Source organism: Actinokineospora sp. UTMC 2448, assembly GCF_024760565.1.
GTDB lineage: Bacteria > Actinomycetota > Actinomycetes > Mycobacteriales > Pseudonocardiaceae > Actinokineospora > Actinokineospora fastidiosa.
In genome coordinates this window covers 985099-1002856 of the sequence record NZ_CP031087.1, presented here as the reverse complement: position 1 = coordinate 1002856, position 17758 = coordinate 985099, and the positions used below count along the sequence as shown (strand labels likewise).

The window sequence follows — 17758 nt, the reverse complement described above, 5'->3', positions numbered from 1 at the left end:
CCTACCCCCGGTTGGGCGAAGTCGAGTTATCCACAGGCCGGGAGTTGGCCGTGACGGGGCCGGGGCGGGGTCGGCAGGCTGGAGATGTCAGACCGGGAGGACCGGGTGGAGTTCCGGGTCCTTCCTGGCCTGGACCAGCCGTTCGAACGCGGCGGCTGTGGCCAGCAGATGGGCGTCCCGATGGGCGCCGGAGAGGAGGGTGATGCCTATGGGCAGTGGCCCAGCCGACCCCGCGGGGACGGTGACGGCCGGATATCCGGCGACGGCCGCGGGTGTTGCCGAGTCGATGGGGGAGCCGGGGGCTCCGGTCACCTCGGCGGGCCCGTTGGTGGGGGCGAGGACGGCGTCGAGATCGTGTGCGGCGATGGTCCGGTCTATCGCGGCGCGGGCCAACCTGGTGGCGGTTGGCCGGTGGTCGCGGTGGCGCGGGTCGGCGTCGAGCGCGAGCTCGAAGATGTCCTGGTCGAAGCGGGACAGTTCGATCGGGTCGACACGGTTGAACGCGACCACTTCGGCGAGGCAGGCCGGGCCGCCCGGGCGTGTGCGCAGGTACTCGTCGAGCGCGCCTCGGAACTCCGCCACCAGGGCGAACCAGGACCGTTCATCGATCTCGTCCAGGTCCGGCAGGTCGACGTCCACGCACCGGGCCCCGGCCTCGGTGAGGGCGGCGACGCTGTCGGCGAGGACGCGGTCGACGAACGGGTCCCCCGGCCGCCGCCAGATGCCCAGTCGCCGTCCCCGCAGTGCCGCCGGGGTGGCTCGCGCCGCGAGCCCGGCGAGGTCGAGACCGGTTTCGTCCCGGTCTGCCACCCGACCCGCCGTCGGGAGTCCTGCCCGGGCAGGGCTCTCCACCCCGTGCAGCACGGCGAGGGTCAGGGCCGCGTCGGCGACGGTCCGGGCCAGGACGCCCACCGCGTCCTGGTGCGGACTGATCGGGATGACGCCGTCGGTGGGCAACAGCCCACTGGTCGGTTTGAGCCCGACGACGCCGCAGTAGCCCGCTGGGCTGACGATGGACCCGTTGGTCTCGGTGCCGATGGCGATGTGCGCCATGCCCGCGGCGACGGCGGCGGCCGATCCGGACGAGGAGCCGCTGGGGTTGTGCGCGAGCACGTGCGGGTTGCCGGTCTGGCCGCCGACGGCCGACCAGCCGGAGATCGAGTGGGTGGACCGGAAGTTGGCCCACTCGGAGAGGTTGGTCTTGCCGAGGATCACCGCCCCGGCCGCCCGCAGGCGGTCGACGATGGCGGCGTCCTTGGGCGCGCGCAGATCGGCGAGCGCGCGCGAGCCCGCGGTGGTGGGCAGCTCGGCGGTGTCGATGTTGTCCTTGAGCAGGACGGTGACGCCGTCCAGGGGTCCGCGCAGGGTGCCGGTGGCGGCGCGCTCGTCGCTGGCGCGCGCCTGCGCCTCGGCGTCGGGGGCCAGGCAGAGGACGGCGCGCAGGAGCGGGTCGACTTGGGCTATGCGCGTGCGGCAGGCCTGGGTCTGCTCCAGCGCGGTGGTCCGGCCCGCGGCGCGCAGCTGCTGGAACTCGGCGATGTCCACCTCGGCTGTCCGACTCAGAGGACCGGGAGCATCGTGCGGAGCTCGTAGGGGGTGACGCTGCGGCGGTAGGCGTCCCACTCCGAGCGCTTGTTGCGGAGGAAGAAGTCGAAGACGTGTTCGCCGAGGGTCTCGGCGACCAGCTCCGAGTTCTCCATCTCCGCCAGCGCCTCGCCGAGGTTCTGCGGGAGGTGGGCGTAGCCAGCCGCGCGGCGCTCGGCGTCGGACAGGGACCAGACGTCGTCCTCGGCGGCGGGGGGCAGTTCGTAGCCCTCGGCGATGCCCTTGAGGCCCGCGGCGAGGATGACCGAGTAGGCCAGGTACGGGTTGCACGCGGAGTCCAGCGAGCGGATCTCGACGCGGCGGGAGGACGCCTTGCCCGGGGAGTACATCGGGACGCGGACCAGGGCCGAGCGGTTGGCGTGGCCCCAGCAGACGGCAGAGGGCGCTTCGCCGCCGACGATGAGGCGCTTGTAGGAGTTGACCCACTGGTTCGTGATCGCCGAGATCTCGCGGGCGTGGCGGAGCAGTCCGGCGACGAAGGCCTTGCCGGTGGCGGAGAGCTGGTAGGGGTCCTCGCCGTCGTAGAAGGCGTTGCGGTCGCCCTCGAACAGGCTGACGTGGGTGTGCATGCCGGAGCCGGGCTGGTCGGTGAACGGCTTGGGCATGAAGGAGGCGTGCACGCCCTGGGTCAGGGCGACCTCCTTGACGACGTAGCGGAAGGTCATGACGTTGTCGGCCATGGTGAGGGCGTCGGCGTAGCGCAGGTCGATCTCCTGCTGGCCGGGGGCGCCCTCGTGGTGGCTGAACTCCACCGAGATGCCCATGGCCTCCAGGGTCTCGATGGCGTGCCTGCGGAAGTGGGTCGCGGTCGCGTGGCTGGCCTGGTCGAAGTAGCCGCCGTTGTCGGCGGGCTCTGGGGCCGACCCGTCGGCGGGGAGGTTGCTGAGCAGGAAGAACTCGATCTCCGGGTGCACGTAGCAGGTGAACCCGGCCTCGCTCGCGCGCGAGAGCGTGCGGCGCAGGACGTGGCGCGGGTCGGCCCAGGAGGGGGCGCCGTCGGGCATGGCGATGTCGCAGAACATGCGCGCGGAGTAGGGCTCGCCGCCGGGGGTCTCCCACGGGAGCACCTGGAAGGTCGACGGGTCGGGCTTGGCCACCATGTCGGACTCGTACACGCGGGCGAATCCCTCGATGGCCGAGCCGTCGAAGCCGATGCCCTCGGAGAAGGCGCCCTCCAGCTCGGCGGGGGCGACGGCGACGGACTTGAGGAAGCCCAGCACGTCGGTGAACCACAGCCGGACGAACCGGATGTCGCGCTCCTCGAGCGTGCGCAGCACGAAGTCTTGCTGGCGATCCATAAGGCGCAGCGTAGACATCACCGGGCGGTGGGCGCTCCTTCGGCCGCTGCCTGTGACCGGATGCGCAGCGACAGCACGGCGGCGATGGCGCAGAGGCCGCCCGCGACGTACCAGGCCAGGTCGTAGCCGCCGTGGTGGTCGCGGATCAGGCCCGCGCCCAGGGCTGCGACGCCCGCGCCGACCTGGTGGGCGGCGAACACCCAGCCGAAGACGATGGGGCCGTCGGCGCCGAAGACGCGGCGGCACAGGGTGACGGTGGGCGGGACCGTGGCGACCCAGTCCAGGCCGTAGAAGACGATGAAGGCCCACATGGGCGGTTCGGTGGTGGCGGCGAACAGGTGCGGCAGCACGATGAGGCTGGCGCCGCGCAGGCTGTAGTAGACGCCGAGCAGGACGCGCGGGTCGACGCGGTCGGTGAGCCAGCCCGAGGCGATGGTGCCCGCGATGTCGAAGATGCCGATGAGCGCGAGCAGGCCCGCCGCGGTGGTGGCGGGCATGCCGTGGTCGTGTGCGGCGGGGACGAAGTGCGTGCCAATCAGGCCGTTGGTGGACGCGCCGCAGATGGCGAAGCCTGCGGCGAGCAGCCAGAACGTGCGGTTGCGGGCGGCGGTGCGCAGCACGGTGATGGCCCGGCCCGCGCTGCGGACGCCCGAGGGCGGGGCGGGCGGGGGTGCGTCGGGGTCCGCGCCGAGCGCGGTGGCGCCCACGTCCTCCGGACGTTCGCGCAGGGCGAGGAGGACCAGCGGGACGACGGCGAGCGCGCCCGCGCAGACCGCCAGTGAGGCCGTGCGCCAGCCGTGGTCGGTGGACAGGTGCGCGACCAGGGGCAGGAAGACCAGCTGGCCCGCCGCTCCCCCGGCGGTCAGCACGCCCGAGACCAGGCCCTGGTGGCGGACGAACCAGCGGGAGGTGACGGTGGCGACGAACGTGAGCGCCATCGACCCCGTGCCGACGCCCACGAAGACGCCCCAGAACAGCAGCAGCTGCCAGCTCGCGGTCATGAACACCGTGAGGCCGCTGCCCGCGGCGACCAGCAGCAGGGCGCCCGCGACGACCCGGCGCATGCCGAGGCGGTCCATGAGGGCGGCGGCGAAGGGCGAGATCAGGCCGTAGAGCAGCAGGTTGACCGACACCGCCGCCGAGATGGTGGCCGTCGACCAGCCGAACTCCTGGTGCAGGGGATCGATCAGCACGCTCGGGGCGGCGCGGAACCCGGCGGCGCCGACGAGGGCGACGAACGCGGTGCCTGCCACGAACCAAGCCCAATGCGGACGACGCAGGCGTGTCGCGGGCTCCTCCAGTCGGGTCACGACGGTGAGCCTGCCTAGCGCGCGGAGCGGGGACGAGTGGCCAGATTGCCAATATGTGTAAAGATCTGGCCATGGCACACCGAGTGGCCGTACTGGCCGTCGATGAGGCGGTCGGGTTCGACCTGTGCATCCCGTCGCTGGTCATGGCGGCCGCCGTCGACGCCGACCTGCGGCCGCTGTACGAGGTCGCGGTCTGCGGGGTGGACTCGAAGCCGGTGCGGATGACGACGGGGTTCAGCGCGGTGCTCGACCACGGGCCGGAGGCGCTGGCCGAGGCCGACACGGTGATCGTGCCCGGCACGCGGGCCGTCGGTCCTCGCCGTGAGGGCGTGCTGTCGCCGGAGCTGGCCGCGGCGCTCGCCCTCGTCCGGCCCGGCACGCGGATGATCTCGATCTGCACGGGCGCGTTCGTGCTGGGCGCGGCCGGGGTGCTCGACGGGCGGCGGGCGACGACCCACTGGCGGTTCGCCCCGGCCTTCCGCGAGCTCTACCCGCGGGTGGACCTCGATCCGGACGTGTTGTTCGTCGACGAGGGGGACGTGTTGACCTCGGCGGGCCTGGCGGCGGGCTTGGACCTGTGCCTGCACGTGGTGCGGTCGGACTTCGGCACCGAGGTGGCGAACCGGGCCGCGCGGTACTGCGTGGTGCCGCCGTGGCGGGAGGGCGGGCAGTCGCAGTTCATCGAGCAGCCGCTGCCCACCGGCGGTGGCAACGGCGTGTCGGCGACGCGCGCGTGGGCGCTGGACCGGCTGGCCGAGCCGCTGGACCTGGCGTCGATGGCCCAGCACGCCCGGATGAGCGTGCGGACGTTCTCCCGCCGGTTCCGCGCCGAGACGGGGGTGTCCGCCGGGACCTGGCTGATCCGGCAGCGCGTCCAACGCGCGCGGCACCTGCTGGAGAGCACCGACCTGCCGGTGGACGAGGTGGCCCGGCGGTGCGGGCTGGGCACGGCGGCCTCGCTTCGTCAGCACCTGCGCACAGCGATCGGGGTGTCCCCGCTCGCGTACCGCAGAACTTTTCGGCCCGCACGCTGAACCGGTGCCACGCTGACCCGTTCTCAGGCGGGGAGATCTACCATTCGCGGCATGGTCACGCGCCGGGTAGTCGTCGGGATGCTGTTGGCGGTCGGGTTGGCCGCGGGGTGCTCGTCCACCGAGGAGGCTCCCGGCGGGCTGCCGGACGCCGCCCAGGTGCTGCGCGAGGCCGCCGAGGCGAGCAAGACGATCTCCAGCGCGCACTTCACGCTGAAGGTCAACGGGTCGGTGTCGGCGATTCCGGTCCAGGAGGCCGACGGCGACCTCACCCGGGAGGGCTCGGCCAAGGGCACCGTCAAGCTGACGCTGATGGGCAACCTGTTCGACGGCGAGTTCGTGCTCGTCGACGACGGCCTCTACATCAAGGGTCCGACCGGCGGCTGGCAGCAGCTGCCTGCGGCGCTGACCAGCAGCCTCTACGACCCCTCCGCGATCCTGGACCCCGCGCGCGGCGTCCCGCACGTGCTGGCGAACCTCAAGGACGCGCGCACCGAGGCGCGGGAGGACGTCGGCGGCGAGTCCGCGTTCAAGGTGACCGGCACGGCGACGCAGCAGGACGTGTCCGGCCTGGTCCCGGGCGTGACGGGCGACACGCGGCTGACCGTGTGGGTCAGCGAGGAGACGAAGCGGCCGGTCAAGGCGTCCGTCGAGCTGGCCGGTGAGGGCGAGCCCGCGACCGTGGACCTGACGCTGTCCGACGTGGACGTTCCCGTCACGGTGACCCCGCCCGCCTGATGACCACTGTGGACAACCCGGTCCGCGGCCGTCGGATCGCCATCGGCGCGGCCGGGCTGGCGGTGCTGCTCGGCGCGCTCGACACCTACGTCGTGGTCAGCGTTATCCGGCAGATCATCGAGGATCTGCAGATCCCGCTGAACCGGTTGGAGCAGGTCACCCCGATCGTCACCGGCTACCTGCTGGGCTACATCGCGGCGATGCCGCTGCTGGGGCAGGCCTCCGACCGGTTCGGGCGCAAGCTCGTGCTGCACATCTGCCTGGGCGGGTTCCTGGTCGGCTCGGTCGTCACCGCGATGGCCCCGGACCTCACGGTCCTGGTGGTCGGACGCGTGGTGCAGGGCATCGCGAGCGGGGCGCTGCTTCCCGTCACGATGGCGCTGGTAGCCGACCTGTGGAGCGAGCGGCGTCGTTCGACCGTTCTCGGCGCGGTCGGCGGCGCGCAGGAGCTGGGCAGCGTTCTCGGCCCCCTGTATGGGGTTGCGGTCGCAACGATTCCGCTGTGGACGAACACGCTGGAGATCTCCGGCTGGCGCGGCGTATTCTGGGTGAACGTCCCGCTCGCGCTGCTGGCCATGGTCGTCATCCAGGTCAGCGTGCCCGCGCGGGAACGCACCCCGGTCCGCGTCGATGTCATCGGTGGGCTGCTGTTGGCGCTGGCCCTGGGGTTGGCCGTGGTCGGCCTCTACAACCCGAACCCCCGCGACGCGGTGCTGCCGCCGTGGGGTCTGCCGGTGCTGATCGGCGCGGTCGTGGCCGCCGTCGCGTTCCTGGTGTGGGAGCGGCGCGCGGCGACCAAGCTGATCGATCCGGCGGGCGTCGCGATGCGTCCGTTCCTGGTCGCGCTGGGCGTCTCGGTGGCCGCGGGCGGCGCGCTCATGGTCACCCTGGTCAACGTCGACCTGTTCGCGCAGACGCTGCTCGGCCGCGACGACCAGGGCGGGGTGCTGCTCCTGCTGCGCTTCCTGGTCGCGCTGCCGGTGGGCGCGGTGCTCGGGGGTGTCCTGGCTGGCCGATTCGGCGACCGGCCGGTGACGGTCCTGGGCATGGCGGTCGCCGGGGTCGGCTACCTGCTGATGTCGTACTGGCCGCAGGACGTGCTGTCCTCGCCGCACCCGCTGGGGCTGCCGAGGCTGGACACCGACCTGGTGATCGCGGGCCTCGGGCTGGGCCTGGTCATCGCCCCGCTGTCGGCGGCGGTGCTCAAGGCCGTGCCCGCGCGCGAGCACGGGGTGGCGTCGGCGGGCGTGGTCGTGGCGCGCATGACCGGGATGCTGGTCGGGGTGGCGGCGCTGTCGGCGTGGGGGCTGCACCGCTTCCACAGCCTGACGGCCGACCTGGCCGTGCCGCTGCCGTTCGGCAAGGACCCGGAGGTGGCGGCGCGGGAGCTGGCCGACTACCGGGCCGCGGTCAACGAGGCGCTGCTGACCCAGTACACCGAGATCTTCCTGATCACGGCGGTGCTGTGCGCGGCGGGCGCGGTGCTGGCGCTGCTGCTCAGCCCTGGCAGGTCAGGTCCTCCGCGGGAAGCGTGAGGTCGAGCAGGTAGGCCACGCCGACGTCGTCGACGCACGGGTCGCGCTGCAGGAACGCGGTGTGCTGGACGGCGTCGTAGGTGAGCAGCCGGGCGTCGAGGGCCTTGGCCAGGCTGACGCCCGCCTGGTACGGGGTCGCGGGGTCGCCGGTGGTGGAGATGACCAGGACCTGCGGCAGGCCGTCGACCTGGGGCCGGTGCGGCTCGGAGGTGTTGGGGGCAGGCCAGAACGCGCACACGTCCAGCGCGGGCAGGGGCGGCTCGGTGCCGTTGATGAAGGAGCCCTCGGTGGCCTCGGCGATCTCGTCGGCGACGCGCTCGGCCTCGGTGCGGTCGGTGATGCGCGGCTCGTCGACGCAGCGGACGGCGATCAGGGCGTCGGTGGCGTTGGAGTACTCGCCGTTCTGGTCGCGGCCGAGGTAGAGGTCGGCGAGCAGGAGCAGTTGGGCGCCGTCGCCCTCGGCGAGGCCGTCGAGGGCCTGCTGCAGGATCGGCCAGGTCTGGTCGTCGTAGAGGGCGGCGGCGATGCCGGTGACCACGTCGGATGCGGAGAGTGCGCGGCTGCCGACCGGCAGCGGGTTGTCCTCCAGGGCCTCGACGGCCTCGGTGAGGGCGTCGTCGTCGCCGATGAGGCAGTCGGTGCACTGGGCGAAGAAGGCGTCGAGGGCCTTGTCGAAGCCCTTGGCCTGGCCGATGGCCTGCTGGGCCGGGTCCTCCAGCGGGTCGACGGCGCCGTCGAGGATCATGGCGCGGACGTTGCCGGTGAACGCCTCGGCGTAGGCGGTGCCGATGCGGGTGCCGTAGGAGTAGCCGAGGTAGGTCAGCTTCTCCTCGCCGAGGGCGGAGCGGAGCACGTCCATGTCGCGGACGACGTCGCGGGTGCCCATGTTGGCCAGGACGTCGGCACCGCCGCTGCGCTCGGCGCACTTGGCCGCGTAGTCCTTGTTCTCCGCCTCGACCTCGGCGACGGTGTCCTCGGCGGGCTCCATGCGGTCGGCGTCGGCCTCGGCGTCGGTCAGGCAGCGGATCTGGGGCTCGCTGACGCCGATGCCGCGCGGGTCGAACCCGACCAGGTCGAAGCTCTCGCCGAGCCTCGTCCGGGTGAACCTCGGGGCGAGCGAGACGGCGGCGACCATGCCGGACACCCCTGGTCCGCCGGGGTTGACCACGAGGGCGCCCCGGCGTTCGCCGGAGGCCGGGATGCGCAGGACGCCGACGGTGATGGTGCGGCCCTCGGGCTTGGCGTAGTCCAGCGGGACGGTGAGCTTGGCGCAGCGGGCGTCGGGGTTGCCGAAGGTGGCCTTGCTCTGGTCGTCGTGGATCAGCGGGCGGCAGTCGGTCCAGGTCAGCGGCTGGGCGTAGTAGCGCTCCAGGCCGGGCGGCACCGGGCCTGCCGGGCCGTTGTGCTCGACGTTGCCCGCGGTGGGTACACCAGTGACGTGGACGGTGCAGCCGGTCAGGAGGGTCAGGGCGACGAGCAGCACGGCGGCACGCGTTCTGGGCACTCGGCCAGTGTGTCAAAAAGCCGTCACCAGCGAAGACCCGATCCTGTTCCGCGTTCGCGGAACCGACCTGTCATCCTCCGACGTTAGGTGGCAGGGTTCGAGAATCGCGTGTCGACCGACACAGGCGACTGAGGAAGGTGGCCATCGGACGTGGCTGGGTTGCTCACACGGGTCAGGGGCCGGTTCCAGCGGATGCTGGATCGGCCCGCCACAGTCGACCTCAAGAAGTACGCGGACCTGCTCAAGTCCATCGAGTGGCGGGAGGAGCGGGTCGCCGACCTCGACGACGCCGAGCTCACCGCCTCTGCCGAGAAGCTGCGCCGGAAGGCGGGCGACAAGGCCCTGGACAGCCAGGCCATGGTCGAGCTGTGCGCGCTGGGCCGGGAGGCGGCCCGCCGCGGGATCGGTGAGCGGCCCTACGACATGCAGCTCATCGGCGCGATGGAGCTGCTGCACGGGCGCGTGGTCGAGATGGGCACCGGTGAGGGCAAGACGCTGGCGGGCGCGCTGGCCGCGGCGGGGTACGCCCTGCAGGGCAGGTCCGTGCACGTCATGTCGGTCAACGACTACCTGGCCCGCCGCGACGCGGAGTGGATGGCTCCGGTGTTCGCGCTGCTCGGGGTGTCCGTGGGCTGGGTGGCCCAGGGGTCGACCCAGGAGGAGCGGCGGGCGGCCTACGCCAAGGACGTCACCTACGGATCGGTCAGCGAGATCGGCTTCGACGTGCTGCGCGACCGGATGGCCCTCGACGTCGAGGACCTGGTGCAGGGCGAACCCGACGTGGCGCTGGTCGACGAGGCCGACTCCGTGCTGGTCGACGAGGCGCGGGTGCCGCTGGTGATGGCGGGCGCGACCGACGACGTGCAGGACGACCAGGAGGTCGCCGCGGTCGTGCGGTCGCTGCGCCCGGGCGACCACTACGAGCGCGACGAGGACAACCGCAACGCCTGGCTGACCACGCGCGGCGCGGGCATCGTGGAGAAGGCGCTGGGCGGGATCGACCTGTACTCCGGCGAGCACAGCGACCGGCTCGCCGCGGTCAACGCCGCCCTGCACGCCCACGCGCTGCTGGAGCGCGACGTCGACTACATCGTCCGCGACGGCAAGGTCCACCTGATCAACACCTCCCGTGGCCGGATCGCCCTGCTGCAGCGCTGGCCGGACGGGCTGCAGGCAGCGGTCGAGGCCAAGGAGAAGCTCAAGCCGACCGAGAGCGGCGAGGTGCTGGACTCGATCTCGGTGCAGGGCCTGGTCAACCGCTACAAGACGGTGTGCGGGATGACCGGGACGGCGACCGCGGTGGCCGAGCAGCTGCGCGAGTTCTACGAGCTCAAGGTCTCGGTGGTCCCGCCGAACAAGCCGTGCGTGCGCGAGGACGAGCCGGACCGGGTCTACGACACCGTCGAGGCCAAGGAGAAGGCGCTGCTGGCCGAGATCGTGAAGGTGCACGAGACCGGCAGGCCGATCCTGGTCGGCACGATGGACGTCGCCGAGTCCGAGCGGCTGGCCGGGAAGCTGACCGAGGCGGGCGTGACGCCGGTGGTGCTCAACGCCAAGAACGACGCCGAGGAGGCCGCGATCGTGGCCGACGCGGGCGCGTACGGCGCGGTCACGGTGTCGACCCAGATGGCGGGCCGGGGCACCGACATCCGGCTCGGCGGGTCGGACGGCGACGCCGAGGCCCACGACAAGGTCGCCGAGCTGGGCGGGCTGTACGTGATCGGCACCGGGCACTACACCAGCAGCAGGCTCGACGACCAGCTGCGCGGCCGCTCCGGCCGCCAGGGCGACCCCGGCGGTTCGGTGGTCTTCGCCAGTCTCGCCGACGACCTCGTCCTCCAGTACGCCCCGGAGGCGACGGCGGGCGGCGAGCCGGACGAGGACGGCAGGCTCACCGACGCCACCTCGACCCGGTTCATCGGGCACGCCCAGCGCGTCGCCGAGGGCGTCAACCTCGACATCCACCGCAACACCTGGCGCTACACCCGGCTCATCGAGCAGCAGCGCAGGATCGTCCTGGACTTCCGCGACGACGTGCTGCGCACCGACCTGGCCGCCCGCGAGCTCAAGGAGCGCTGCCCGGACCGGTGGGCCGAGCTGGTGGAGAAGCTCGACGACGACGTGCTGGTGGGCGTGGCCCGCCGGATCGTGCTGCACCACGTCGACCGGCGCTGGTCGGACCACCTGGCGTTCCTGTCCGACGTGCGGGAGACGATCCACCTGCGCGCCCTGGCCAGGGAGACGCCCATCGACGAGTTCCACCGCGCGGCGATCGGCGAGTTCAAGGGCCTGCTCAGGGACGTCGCCGAACGCTCGGCGGAGACCCTGGAGACCGCCGAGGTCACCGTCGACGGCATCGATCTGGAGCAGGCGGGCCTGCGCAGGCCGTCCTCGACGTGGACGTACATGGTCCACGACAATCCCTTCGATTCCGACGCCGAGCAGGCCTTGCAGCGGGTCCGCGCCATGATGCGGAAGGTGAAGGCCAAGGGCTGACACGCCGGTCACATTTTCGCCTGTCAGGCGAAAACGTGGAGGAGGATGGACTACATGCCGCAGCTACGCATCGCCCTCGCCCAGGTCAATCCCACTGTCGGCGACCTGGCGGGCAACGCAGACCTCGTCGTGCGCTGGGCCCGCAACGCGGTCGAGGCGGGGGCGGACGTCGTCGTGTTCCCGGAGATGGTCCTGACCGGCTACCCGGTCGAGGACCTCGCCCTGCGGGAGTCCTTCGGCGTGGCGTCGCGCTCGGCGCTGGACGCGCTGGCCGGGTCGCTGGACGACGCGGGATGCGGCGCGGTCCCGGTCTGGGTGGGCTACCTCGACCGCGATGAGGTCGGCCCGCGCAACGGCGCGGCGGTGCTGCACGGCGGTCGCGTGGTCGCCCGCCAGTTCAAGCACCACCTGCCCAACTACGGCGTCTTCGACGAGCGCAGGCTGTTCAAGCCGGGCACGAGCCTGGACATCGTGCGGGTGCGCGGACTCGAGGTCGGCATGGTGATCTGCGAGGACGTCTGGCAGGAGGGCGGCCCGGTCGCCGCGCTCGGCCAGGCCGGGGTGGACCTCATCGTCTCCCCCAACGCCTCGCCGTATGAGCGCTCCAAGGACGACCAGCGGCTTCCCCTGATCGCCCGCCGCGCGCGTGAGGCGCAGGCCCCGCTGGTCTACGTCAACCAGGTCGGCGGTCAGGACGACCTGGTCTTCGACGGCGACTCCATCGTCGTGGCCGCCGACGGGACGCTGCTGGCCCGCGCGCCGCAGTTCGTCGAGCACCTGGCGCTGGTGGACCTCGACCTGCCCGGTGGCGCGGCGAGGACCGACGCCGACGTGGTGGACGACTTCTCCGTGCGCCGGGTCGTGCTGTCCGACGAGCCCCGACAGGACGGCGTGCGCCACCCCGGCGTGATCGCCGAGCCGCTGCCGGAGGAGGCCGAGATCTGGTCGGCGCTGGTCACCGGCCTGCGGGACTACACGCAGAAGAACGGATTCCGCTCGGTGGTGCTGGGCCTGTCCGGCGGCATCGACTCCGCGGTGGTCGCGGCGCTGGCGGTCGACGCGCTCGGCGCGGACGCCGTGCACGGGGTCTCGATGCCCTCGGCGTACTCCTCCGAGCACTCCCGGGCCGACGCGGCCGAGCTGGCCGAGCGCACCGGGCTGCACTTCTCGGAGCAGCCGATCGCGGACATGGTCGAGGTGTTCGTCAAGCAGCTGGGGCTGACCGGGCTGGCCGAGGAGAACGTGCAGGCCCGCTGCCGGGGCATGACGCTGATGGGGCTGTCGAACCAGCACGGCCACCTCGTGCTCGCCACGGGCAACAAGACCGAGCTGGCCGTGGGCTACTCGACCATCTACGGCGACGCCGTCGGCGGGTTCGCGCCGATCAAGGACGTGCCGAAGACCCTGGTGTGGCACCTGGCGCGCTGGCGCAACGCCGAGGCGGAGAAGCGCGGCGAGACCCCGCCCATCCCGGAGAACTCGATCAGCAAGCCGCCGTCGGCCGAGCTGCGCCCCGGCCAGCTGGACTCCGACTCGCTGCCGGACTACGAGCTGCTCGACGACGTCCTCGACGACTACATCGAGGGCGACCGCGGCTACGCCGACCTGGTGCGCGCGGGCCACGACCCGGAGCTGATCGACCGTGTGCTGCGCATGGTCGACCGCGCCGAGTACAAGCGCCGCCAGTACCCGCCGGGCACCAAGATCACGTTCCGGGCGTTCGGCCGGGACCGCAGGCTGCCGATCACCAGCGGGTGGCGTGAGGGCTGACCTGTGAGGTCGGTCCCATCACCGCTCTCATCCCCTGATCCTGGTGTCACGCTGAACGGGTAAGCCATCCGCGAACACCCAGGGACCACGCGACGAAGCGGGCCTTGAGGGAAGGACGGTCGACCCAGCTATGTCCGACAACCAGGAAGTGGCCGCACCGTACGGGTCCGGCGCCGCAGGGCAAGGCAAGCCTGCCAAGCGGGTACGCATCCACCACCTGCAGGAGATGAAGGCGCGCGGCGAGCACTGGCCGATGCTCACCGCCTACGACATGTACACCGCCGAGCTGTTCGACGAGGCGGGCATCCCCGTCCTCCTGGTCGGCGACTCGGCCTCGAACAACGTCTACGGCTACGACACCTCCCTGCCGGTGACGGTGGACGAGCTGCTGCCGCTGGTGGCCGCGGTGACCCGCTCGGCCAAGCGCGCGCTGGTCGTGGCCGACCTGCCGTTCGGCTCCTACCAGCTCTCCCCCGAGCAGGCGCTGGCCACGGCGGTGCGGTTCATGAAGGAGGGCCGCGCGCACGCGGTGAAGCTGGAGGGCGGCGGCGCGTTCGCCCCGCACGTCCAGGCGATCACCAACGCGGGCGTGCCGGTCATGGGCCACATCGGCTTCACCCCGCAGAGCGAGCACAACCTGGGCGGCTACCGCGTCCAGGGCCGCGGCGACGCGGGCGACCAGGTGGTGGCCGACGCGCTGGCGCTGCAGGAGGCGGGCGCGTTCGCCGTGGTGATGGAGATGGTGCCCGCCGAGGTCGCCAAGCGGGTGACCCACGAGTTGCGCATCCCGACCGTCGGCATCGGCGCCGGTCCCGACTGCGACGGCCAGGTCCTGGTCTGGCAGGACATGGCGGGCCTGCGCCGGGCCAAGCCCCCGCGCTTCGTCAAGCGCTACGCCGACGTGGCAGGCGTGCTCCTGGGCGCGGCCCGCGAGTTCGCCGACGATGTGCGCAACCGGGAGTTCCCCGGCCCCGAGCACGTCTTCCACTGATGAGGATGGGGATCTTCCGGTTCGCTGGGAGATCCCCATTTTTTCGAGTTATCCACAGCCCTCACACGCCCGCCCCGGGCCGCTGGTAAACCTGGAAGCAGGCGGGAACACGCCCGGCGTCACCGGCCGTGCGGCTCCCACCAGCCTGCCGGATCCGGACCGGCGGGCACGATCCGCGTCGGGTTGATCTGCTCGTGGGTGGCGTAGTAGTGACGCTTGATGTGGTCGAAGTCGACAGTCTCGGCGACCCCCGGGATCTGGAAGATGTCGCGTGCGTACGCCCACAGCACCGGCATCTCGCTGAGCTTCTGTCGGTTGCACTTGAAATGCCCGTGATACACCGCGTCGAACCGGACGAGCGTGGTGAACAACCGAATGTCCACTTCGGTCAACCGGTCGCCCATGAGGTACCGGCGGTCGGCCAACCGTTCGGACAGCCGGTCGAGCTCGGCGAACAGCTCGGCGTACGCCTTGTCGTAAGCGGCCTGCGACGTGGCGAACCCGGCCTTGTAAACGCCGTTGTTGACATGGTGGAAGATCGGCTCGATCAACGCGTCGATCTCCGCCCGCAGCTCGACCGGATAGAGCTCGAACCCGTCGGCGGCGGGAGGGGAGGGGGAGGGCCCCTGGAAGGCGCGCCACTGGGTGGACAAGTCCAGAGTGATCTGCGGGTAGTCGTTGGTGACGACCGTGCCGGTGGTGGTGTCGACGATGGTGGGGACGGTGACGCGGCCCTGGTAGTCGGGGTCGGTGGCGCGGTAGACGTCGGCCAGGTACTCGACGCCGAGGACGGGGTCGCGGTTGTCGGGGTCGAGGGTGAAGCGCCAGCCGCGGTCGTCGCGGAGGGGGTCGACGACGCCGAGGGAGATGGCGTCCTCGAGGCCGAGGAGCTTGCGGACGATGACGGCGCGGTGGGCCCAGGGGCAGGCCAGGCTGACGATCAGGCGGTAGCGGCCGGGCTCGGGGCGGCGGGGGCCGTCGGTGGTGATGCGCTCGGTGAAGCGGTTGGGCTGGCGGACGAACTCTCCCCGGGTGGAGGTTTCCTTGTCGAACTGCGCCGTGGCCATGTCCTCGACCATAGTCTTGCCCGCATGGACGCGCTGTATCCGCCGATCGAGCCCCATGACGCCGGGATGCTCGACGTGGGCGACGGGCACCGGGTGTACTGGGAGGTCAGCGGGAATCCGCGGGGCAGGCCGGTGGTGGTGCTGCACGGCGGGCCCGGGGCGGGGACCAACCCGATGCAGCGCAGGCACTTCGATCCGGATGCCTACCGGATCGTGCTGTTCGACCAGCGGGGGGCGGGGCGGAGCACGCCGTTCGCGGCGACCCACGAGAACACCACCTGGCACCTGGTGGCGGACATGGAGCGGCTGCGGGAGCACCTGGGGATCGAGCGGTGGCAGCTGTTCGGGGGCTCGTGGGGGTGCGTGGTGGCGCTGGCGTACGCGCAGACGCATCCGGAGCGGGTGAGCGAGATCGTGTTGCGCGGGGTGTTCCTGTTGCGGGAGCGCGAGTTGGACTGGCTGTACCGGGGTGGGGCGGGGAACCTGTTCCCGGAGGAGTGGGCGCGGTTCGTCGAGTTGGTGCCCGCGGGGGCGGACCCGTTGGCGGCGTACGCGGAGTTGCTGGACGGGCCGGACGCGGTGGCGGCGGCGGTGGCGTGGAGTTCGTGGGAGGGGTCGACGGTGTCGCTGCTGCCGAGCCCGGCCGCGGTGGCGCAGTACCAGGAGCCGCGGTTCGCGGTGGCCTTCGCGCGGCTGGCGGTGCACTACTTCCGCAACCGGGGCTGGCTGGACGACGGGCAGTTCCTGCGGGACGCGCACCTGCTGCGGGGCATCCCCGGGGTGATCGTGCAGGGTCGCTACGACGCGGTGTGCCCGCCGGTGAGCGCGTGGGAGTTGCACCGGGCGTGGCCGGGGTCGCAGTTGCGGATCATCCCGGCCGCGGGGCACGCCGTCGCCGAGCCGGGGGTCCTCAGCGCGCTGCGGGCGGCGACCGACGGGTTCCGCTAGCCGTTCAGAGCCGCGGCCAGCTCGCGGCGGGCGTCCACGAGGGAAGGGCCGTACCAGGTCAGGTAGCGGCCGACGACCAGGACGGGGCGCTTCTCGGGGAAGAACTGGGGGCCGTCGTCCGCGGTGAACTCGTACGGCTCGTCGGGCAGGACGACGAGGTCGGCGCGGGTGGCCTGGAGTTCGGACAGGGGCGGGCGCGGGTAGCGCTCGGGGTGATCGGCGTAGGCGTTGGCGACGCCGAGGCGCAGGAGGACGTCGCCTGCGAAGGTGTCGCGGCCCAGGACGATCCAGGGCTTGCGCCAGACCGGGACCACGGCGGTGGCCCAGACCTCGGTGGTGTCCGCCCACAGCTCGGCGGCCTCGGTCAGCCAGGCGGGTTCGGTCAGGCGCAGGGCCTCGACCAGCAGGCGGCGGGTGGAGTCGATGCCCGCCATCACGGTCGCCGGGGCGGCGGTGACCCACACCGGGACGCCTGCGGCGCGGAGGGCGGAGACGTCCTCCGGGCGGTTCTCCTCGGCGTTGGCGATCACCAGGTCCGGGCGCTGGTCGAGGACCGCGGCGACCGTGGGGTACTTGGAGCCGCCGACGCGCGGGACGTCCAGGGTCGGCGGGTGGGTGCAGTAGTCGGTGGCGCCGACGAGCAGGCCGGGGGCGGTGGTCTCGACGGCCTCGGTGAGCGACGGGACCAGGCTCACGACGCGGGTGGGCGCGCCCGCCAGCGGGACGGGCGCGCCCAGGTCGTCCAGGTCAGACATCGGTGACGCGCAGGCCGGCGTGCGCCTTGTAGCGGCGGTTGACGGCGATCAGGTTCGCGGTCAGGGCCTCGACCTGGTGGGCGTTGCGGAGCCTGCCGCCGTAGATGCCGCGCATGCCGGGGATGGCGTCGGCCAGGGCGCGGACGACGTCGGTGGCCTCGCGGTCGTCGCCGAGGACCAGGACGTCGGTGTCGATCTCGGCGATCGCGAGGTCGGCGAGCAGGACCGCGGAGACGTGGTGGAACGCGGCCGTGACCCGCGACTCCGGCAGCAGGGCGGCCGCCTGCTGCGCCGCGCTGCCCTCCTCGACCGGCAGGGCGAACGGGCCCTGCTTGTCGAAGCCCAGCGGGTTGACGCAGTCGATCACGATCTTGCCCGCGAGCTGCTCCCTGAGGCTCGTCAGCAGGTCGCCGTGGCCGTCCCAGGGGACGGCGATCAGCACGATGTCGGCCTCGGCCGCGCAGGCAGCGTTGTCCCGGCCCGTCACCGTGTCGACCCCGGCGGCGGCGTTGAGCTCCCCCGCCGCGTCGACGGCGCGCTCTGCGGAGCGGGAACCGATCAGGACCCGCAGGCCCGCCTTCGCCCAGCGCAGGGCCAGGCCGCGGCCCTGGGGGCCGGTTCCGCCGAGAACGCCGACGGTCAGACCGCTCAACTCCACTGTGTTTCCCTCCGAAGTCATACCGAACATCCTCGTCAGCGGCGCGGACAGG

At 72.2% G+C, this 17758-nt stretch carries 14 protein-coding genes; 7 read left to right on the top strand and 7 right to left on the bottom strand.

Annotation, left to right across the window (positions count from 1 at the left end; genetic code table 11):
• Positions 1-87 precede the first annotated feature (87 nt).
• Genes Actkin_RS04800 through Actkin_RS04790 form a run of 3 tightly spaced genes read right to left on the bottom strand, consistent with a single transcriptional unit; the run spans position 88 to position 4204 of the window.
• Complete coding sequence (locus Actkin_RS04800; RefSeq protein ID WP_189208206.1) at positions 88-1545, bottom strand: amidase family protein; 1458 nt, start codon at positions 1543-1545, stop codon at positions 88-90.
• 14 nt (positions 1546-1559) lie between these two features.
• Positions 1560-2903, bottom strand: a complete 1344-nt coding sequence (gene glnA, locus Actkin_RS04795; protein WP_189208207.1) for a type I glutamate--ammonia ligase — start codon at positions 2901-2903, stop codon at positions 1560-1562.
• 17 nt (positions 2904-2920) lie between these two features.
• Positions 2921-4204, bottom strand: coding sequence for an MFS transporter (locus Actkin_RS04790; RefSeq protein ID WP_396122978.1), 1284 nt, complete (start codon positions 4202-4204; stop codon positions 2921-2923).
• Positions 4205-4284: 80 nt separating this feature from the next.
• Here Actkin_RS04790 and Actkin_RS04785 point away from each other — a divergent pair, with 80 nt between their 5' ends.
• The 3 genes from Actkin_RS04785 to Actkin_RS04775 are packed head-to-tail and all read left to right on the top strand — an operon-like array spanning position 4285 to position 7517.
• Positions 4285-5247 carry a GlxA family transcriptional regulator gene (locus Actkin_RS04785; RefSeq protein ID WP_258906106.1) on the top strand — a complete coding sequence of 321 codons (963 nt, stop codon included), beginning with the start codon at positions 4285-4287 and terminating at the stop codon, positions 5245-5247.
• Between the two features lie 51 nt (positions 5248-5298).
• Positions 5299-5982, top strand: a complete 684-nt coding sequence (locus Actkin_RS04780) for an LppX_LprAFG lipoprotein (RefSeq protein WP_189208210.1) — start codon at positions 5299-5301, stop codon at positions 5980-5982.
• Positions 5982-7517 carry an MFS transporter gene (locus Actkin_RS04775; RefSeq protein ID WP_258906105.1) on the top strand — a complete coding sequence of 512 codons (1536 nt, stop codon included), beginning with the start codon at positions 5982-5984 and terminating at the stop codon, positions 7515-7517. The genes Actkin_RS04780 and Actkin_RS04775 overlap by 1 nt, the downstream gene beginning before the upstream one ends.
• Here Actkin_RS04775 and Actkin_RS04770 read toward each other — a convergent pair.
• Entirely contained in the window at positions 7480-9021 is a 1542-nt protein-coding gene (locus tag Actkin_RS04770; protein ID WP_258906104.1) for an alpha/beta hydrolase, read from the bottom strand. The genes Actkin_RS04775 and Actkin_RS04770 overlap by 38 nt on opposite strands.
• Positions 9022-9171: 150 nt before the next feature.
• Between Actkin_RS04770 and secA2 the strand changes: the two genes are divergently transcribed.
• From secA2 to panB, 3 genes are all read left to right on the top strand, one after another.
• Entirely contained in the window at positions 9172-11517 is a 2346-nt protein-coding gene (gene secA2, locus Actkin_RS04765; protein ID WP_258906103.1) for an accessory Sec system translocase SecA2, read from the top strand.
• A 54-nt stretch (positions 11518-11571) separates the two neighbouring features.
• Positions 11572-13287, top strand: a complete 1716-nt coding sequence (locus Actkin_RS04760; RefSeq protein ID WP_258906102.1) for an NAD+ synthase — start codon at positions 11572-11574, stop codon at positions 13285-13287.
• A gap of 130 nt (positions 13288-13417) precedes the next feature.
• Complete coding sequence (gene panB, locus Actkin_RS04755) at positions 13418-14278, top strand: 3-methyl-2-oxobutanoate hydroxymethyltransferase (protein ID WP_189208215.1); 861 nt, start codon at positions 13418-13420, stop codon at positions 14276-14278.
• 119 nt (positions 14279-14397) lie between these two features.
• Here panB and Actkin_RS04750 read toward each other — a convergent pair whose 3' ends face one another.
• Positions 14398-15345, bottom strand: coding sequence for a glutathione S-transferase family protein (locus Actkin_RS04750; RefSeq protein ID WP_258906101.1), 948 nt, complete (start codon positions 15343-15345; stop codon positions 14398-14400).
• 24 nt (positions 15346-15369) lie between these two features.
• Here Actkin_RS04750 and pip point away from each other — a divergent pair, with 24 nt between their 5' ends.
• The gene (gene pip / locus Actkin_RS04745; protein WP_258906100.1) at positions 15370-16293 is read left to right on the top strand and encodes a prolyl aminopeptidase; all 924 of its coding nucleotides are present in this window, start codon (positions 15370-15372) and stop codon (positions 16291-16293) included.
• Here pip and Actkin_RS04740 read toward each other — a convergent pair.
• Both Actkin_RS04740 and npdG read right to left on the bottom strand, forming a co-directional pair.
• On the bottom strand, positions 16290-17048 hold the full coding sequence (locus tag Actkin_RS04740) for a helical backbone metal receptor (protein WP_258906099.1): 759 nt from the start codon (positions 17046-17048) through the stop codon (positions 16290-16292). The genes pip and Actkin_RS04740 overlap by 4 nt on opposite strands.
• Positions 17041-17727 carry an NADPH-dependent F420 reductase gene (gene npdG, locus Actkin_RS04735; RefSeq protein ID WP_258906098.1) on the bottom strand — a complete coding sequence of 229 codons (687 nt, stop codon included), beginning with the start codon at positions 17725-17727 and terminating at the stop codon, positions 17041-17043. The genes Actkin_RS04740 and npdG overlap by 8 nt, the downstream gene beginning before the upstream one ends.
• Positions 17728-17758: the final 31 nt, after the last annotated feature.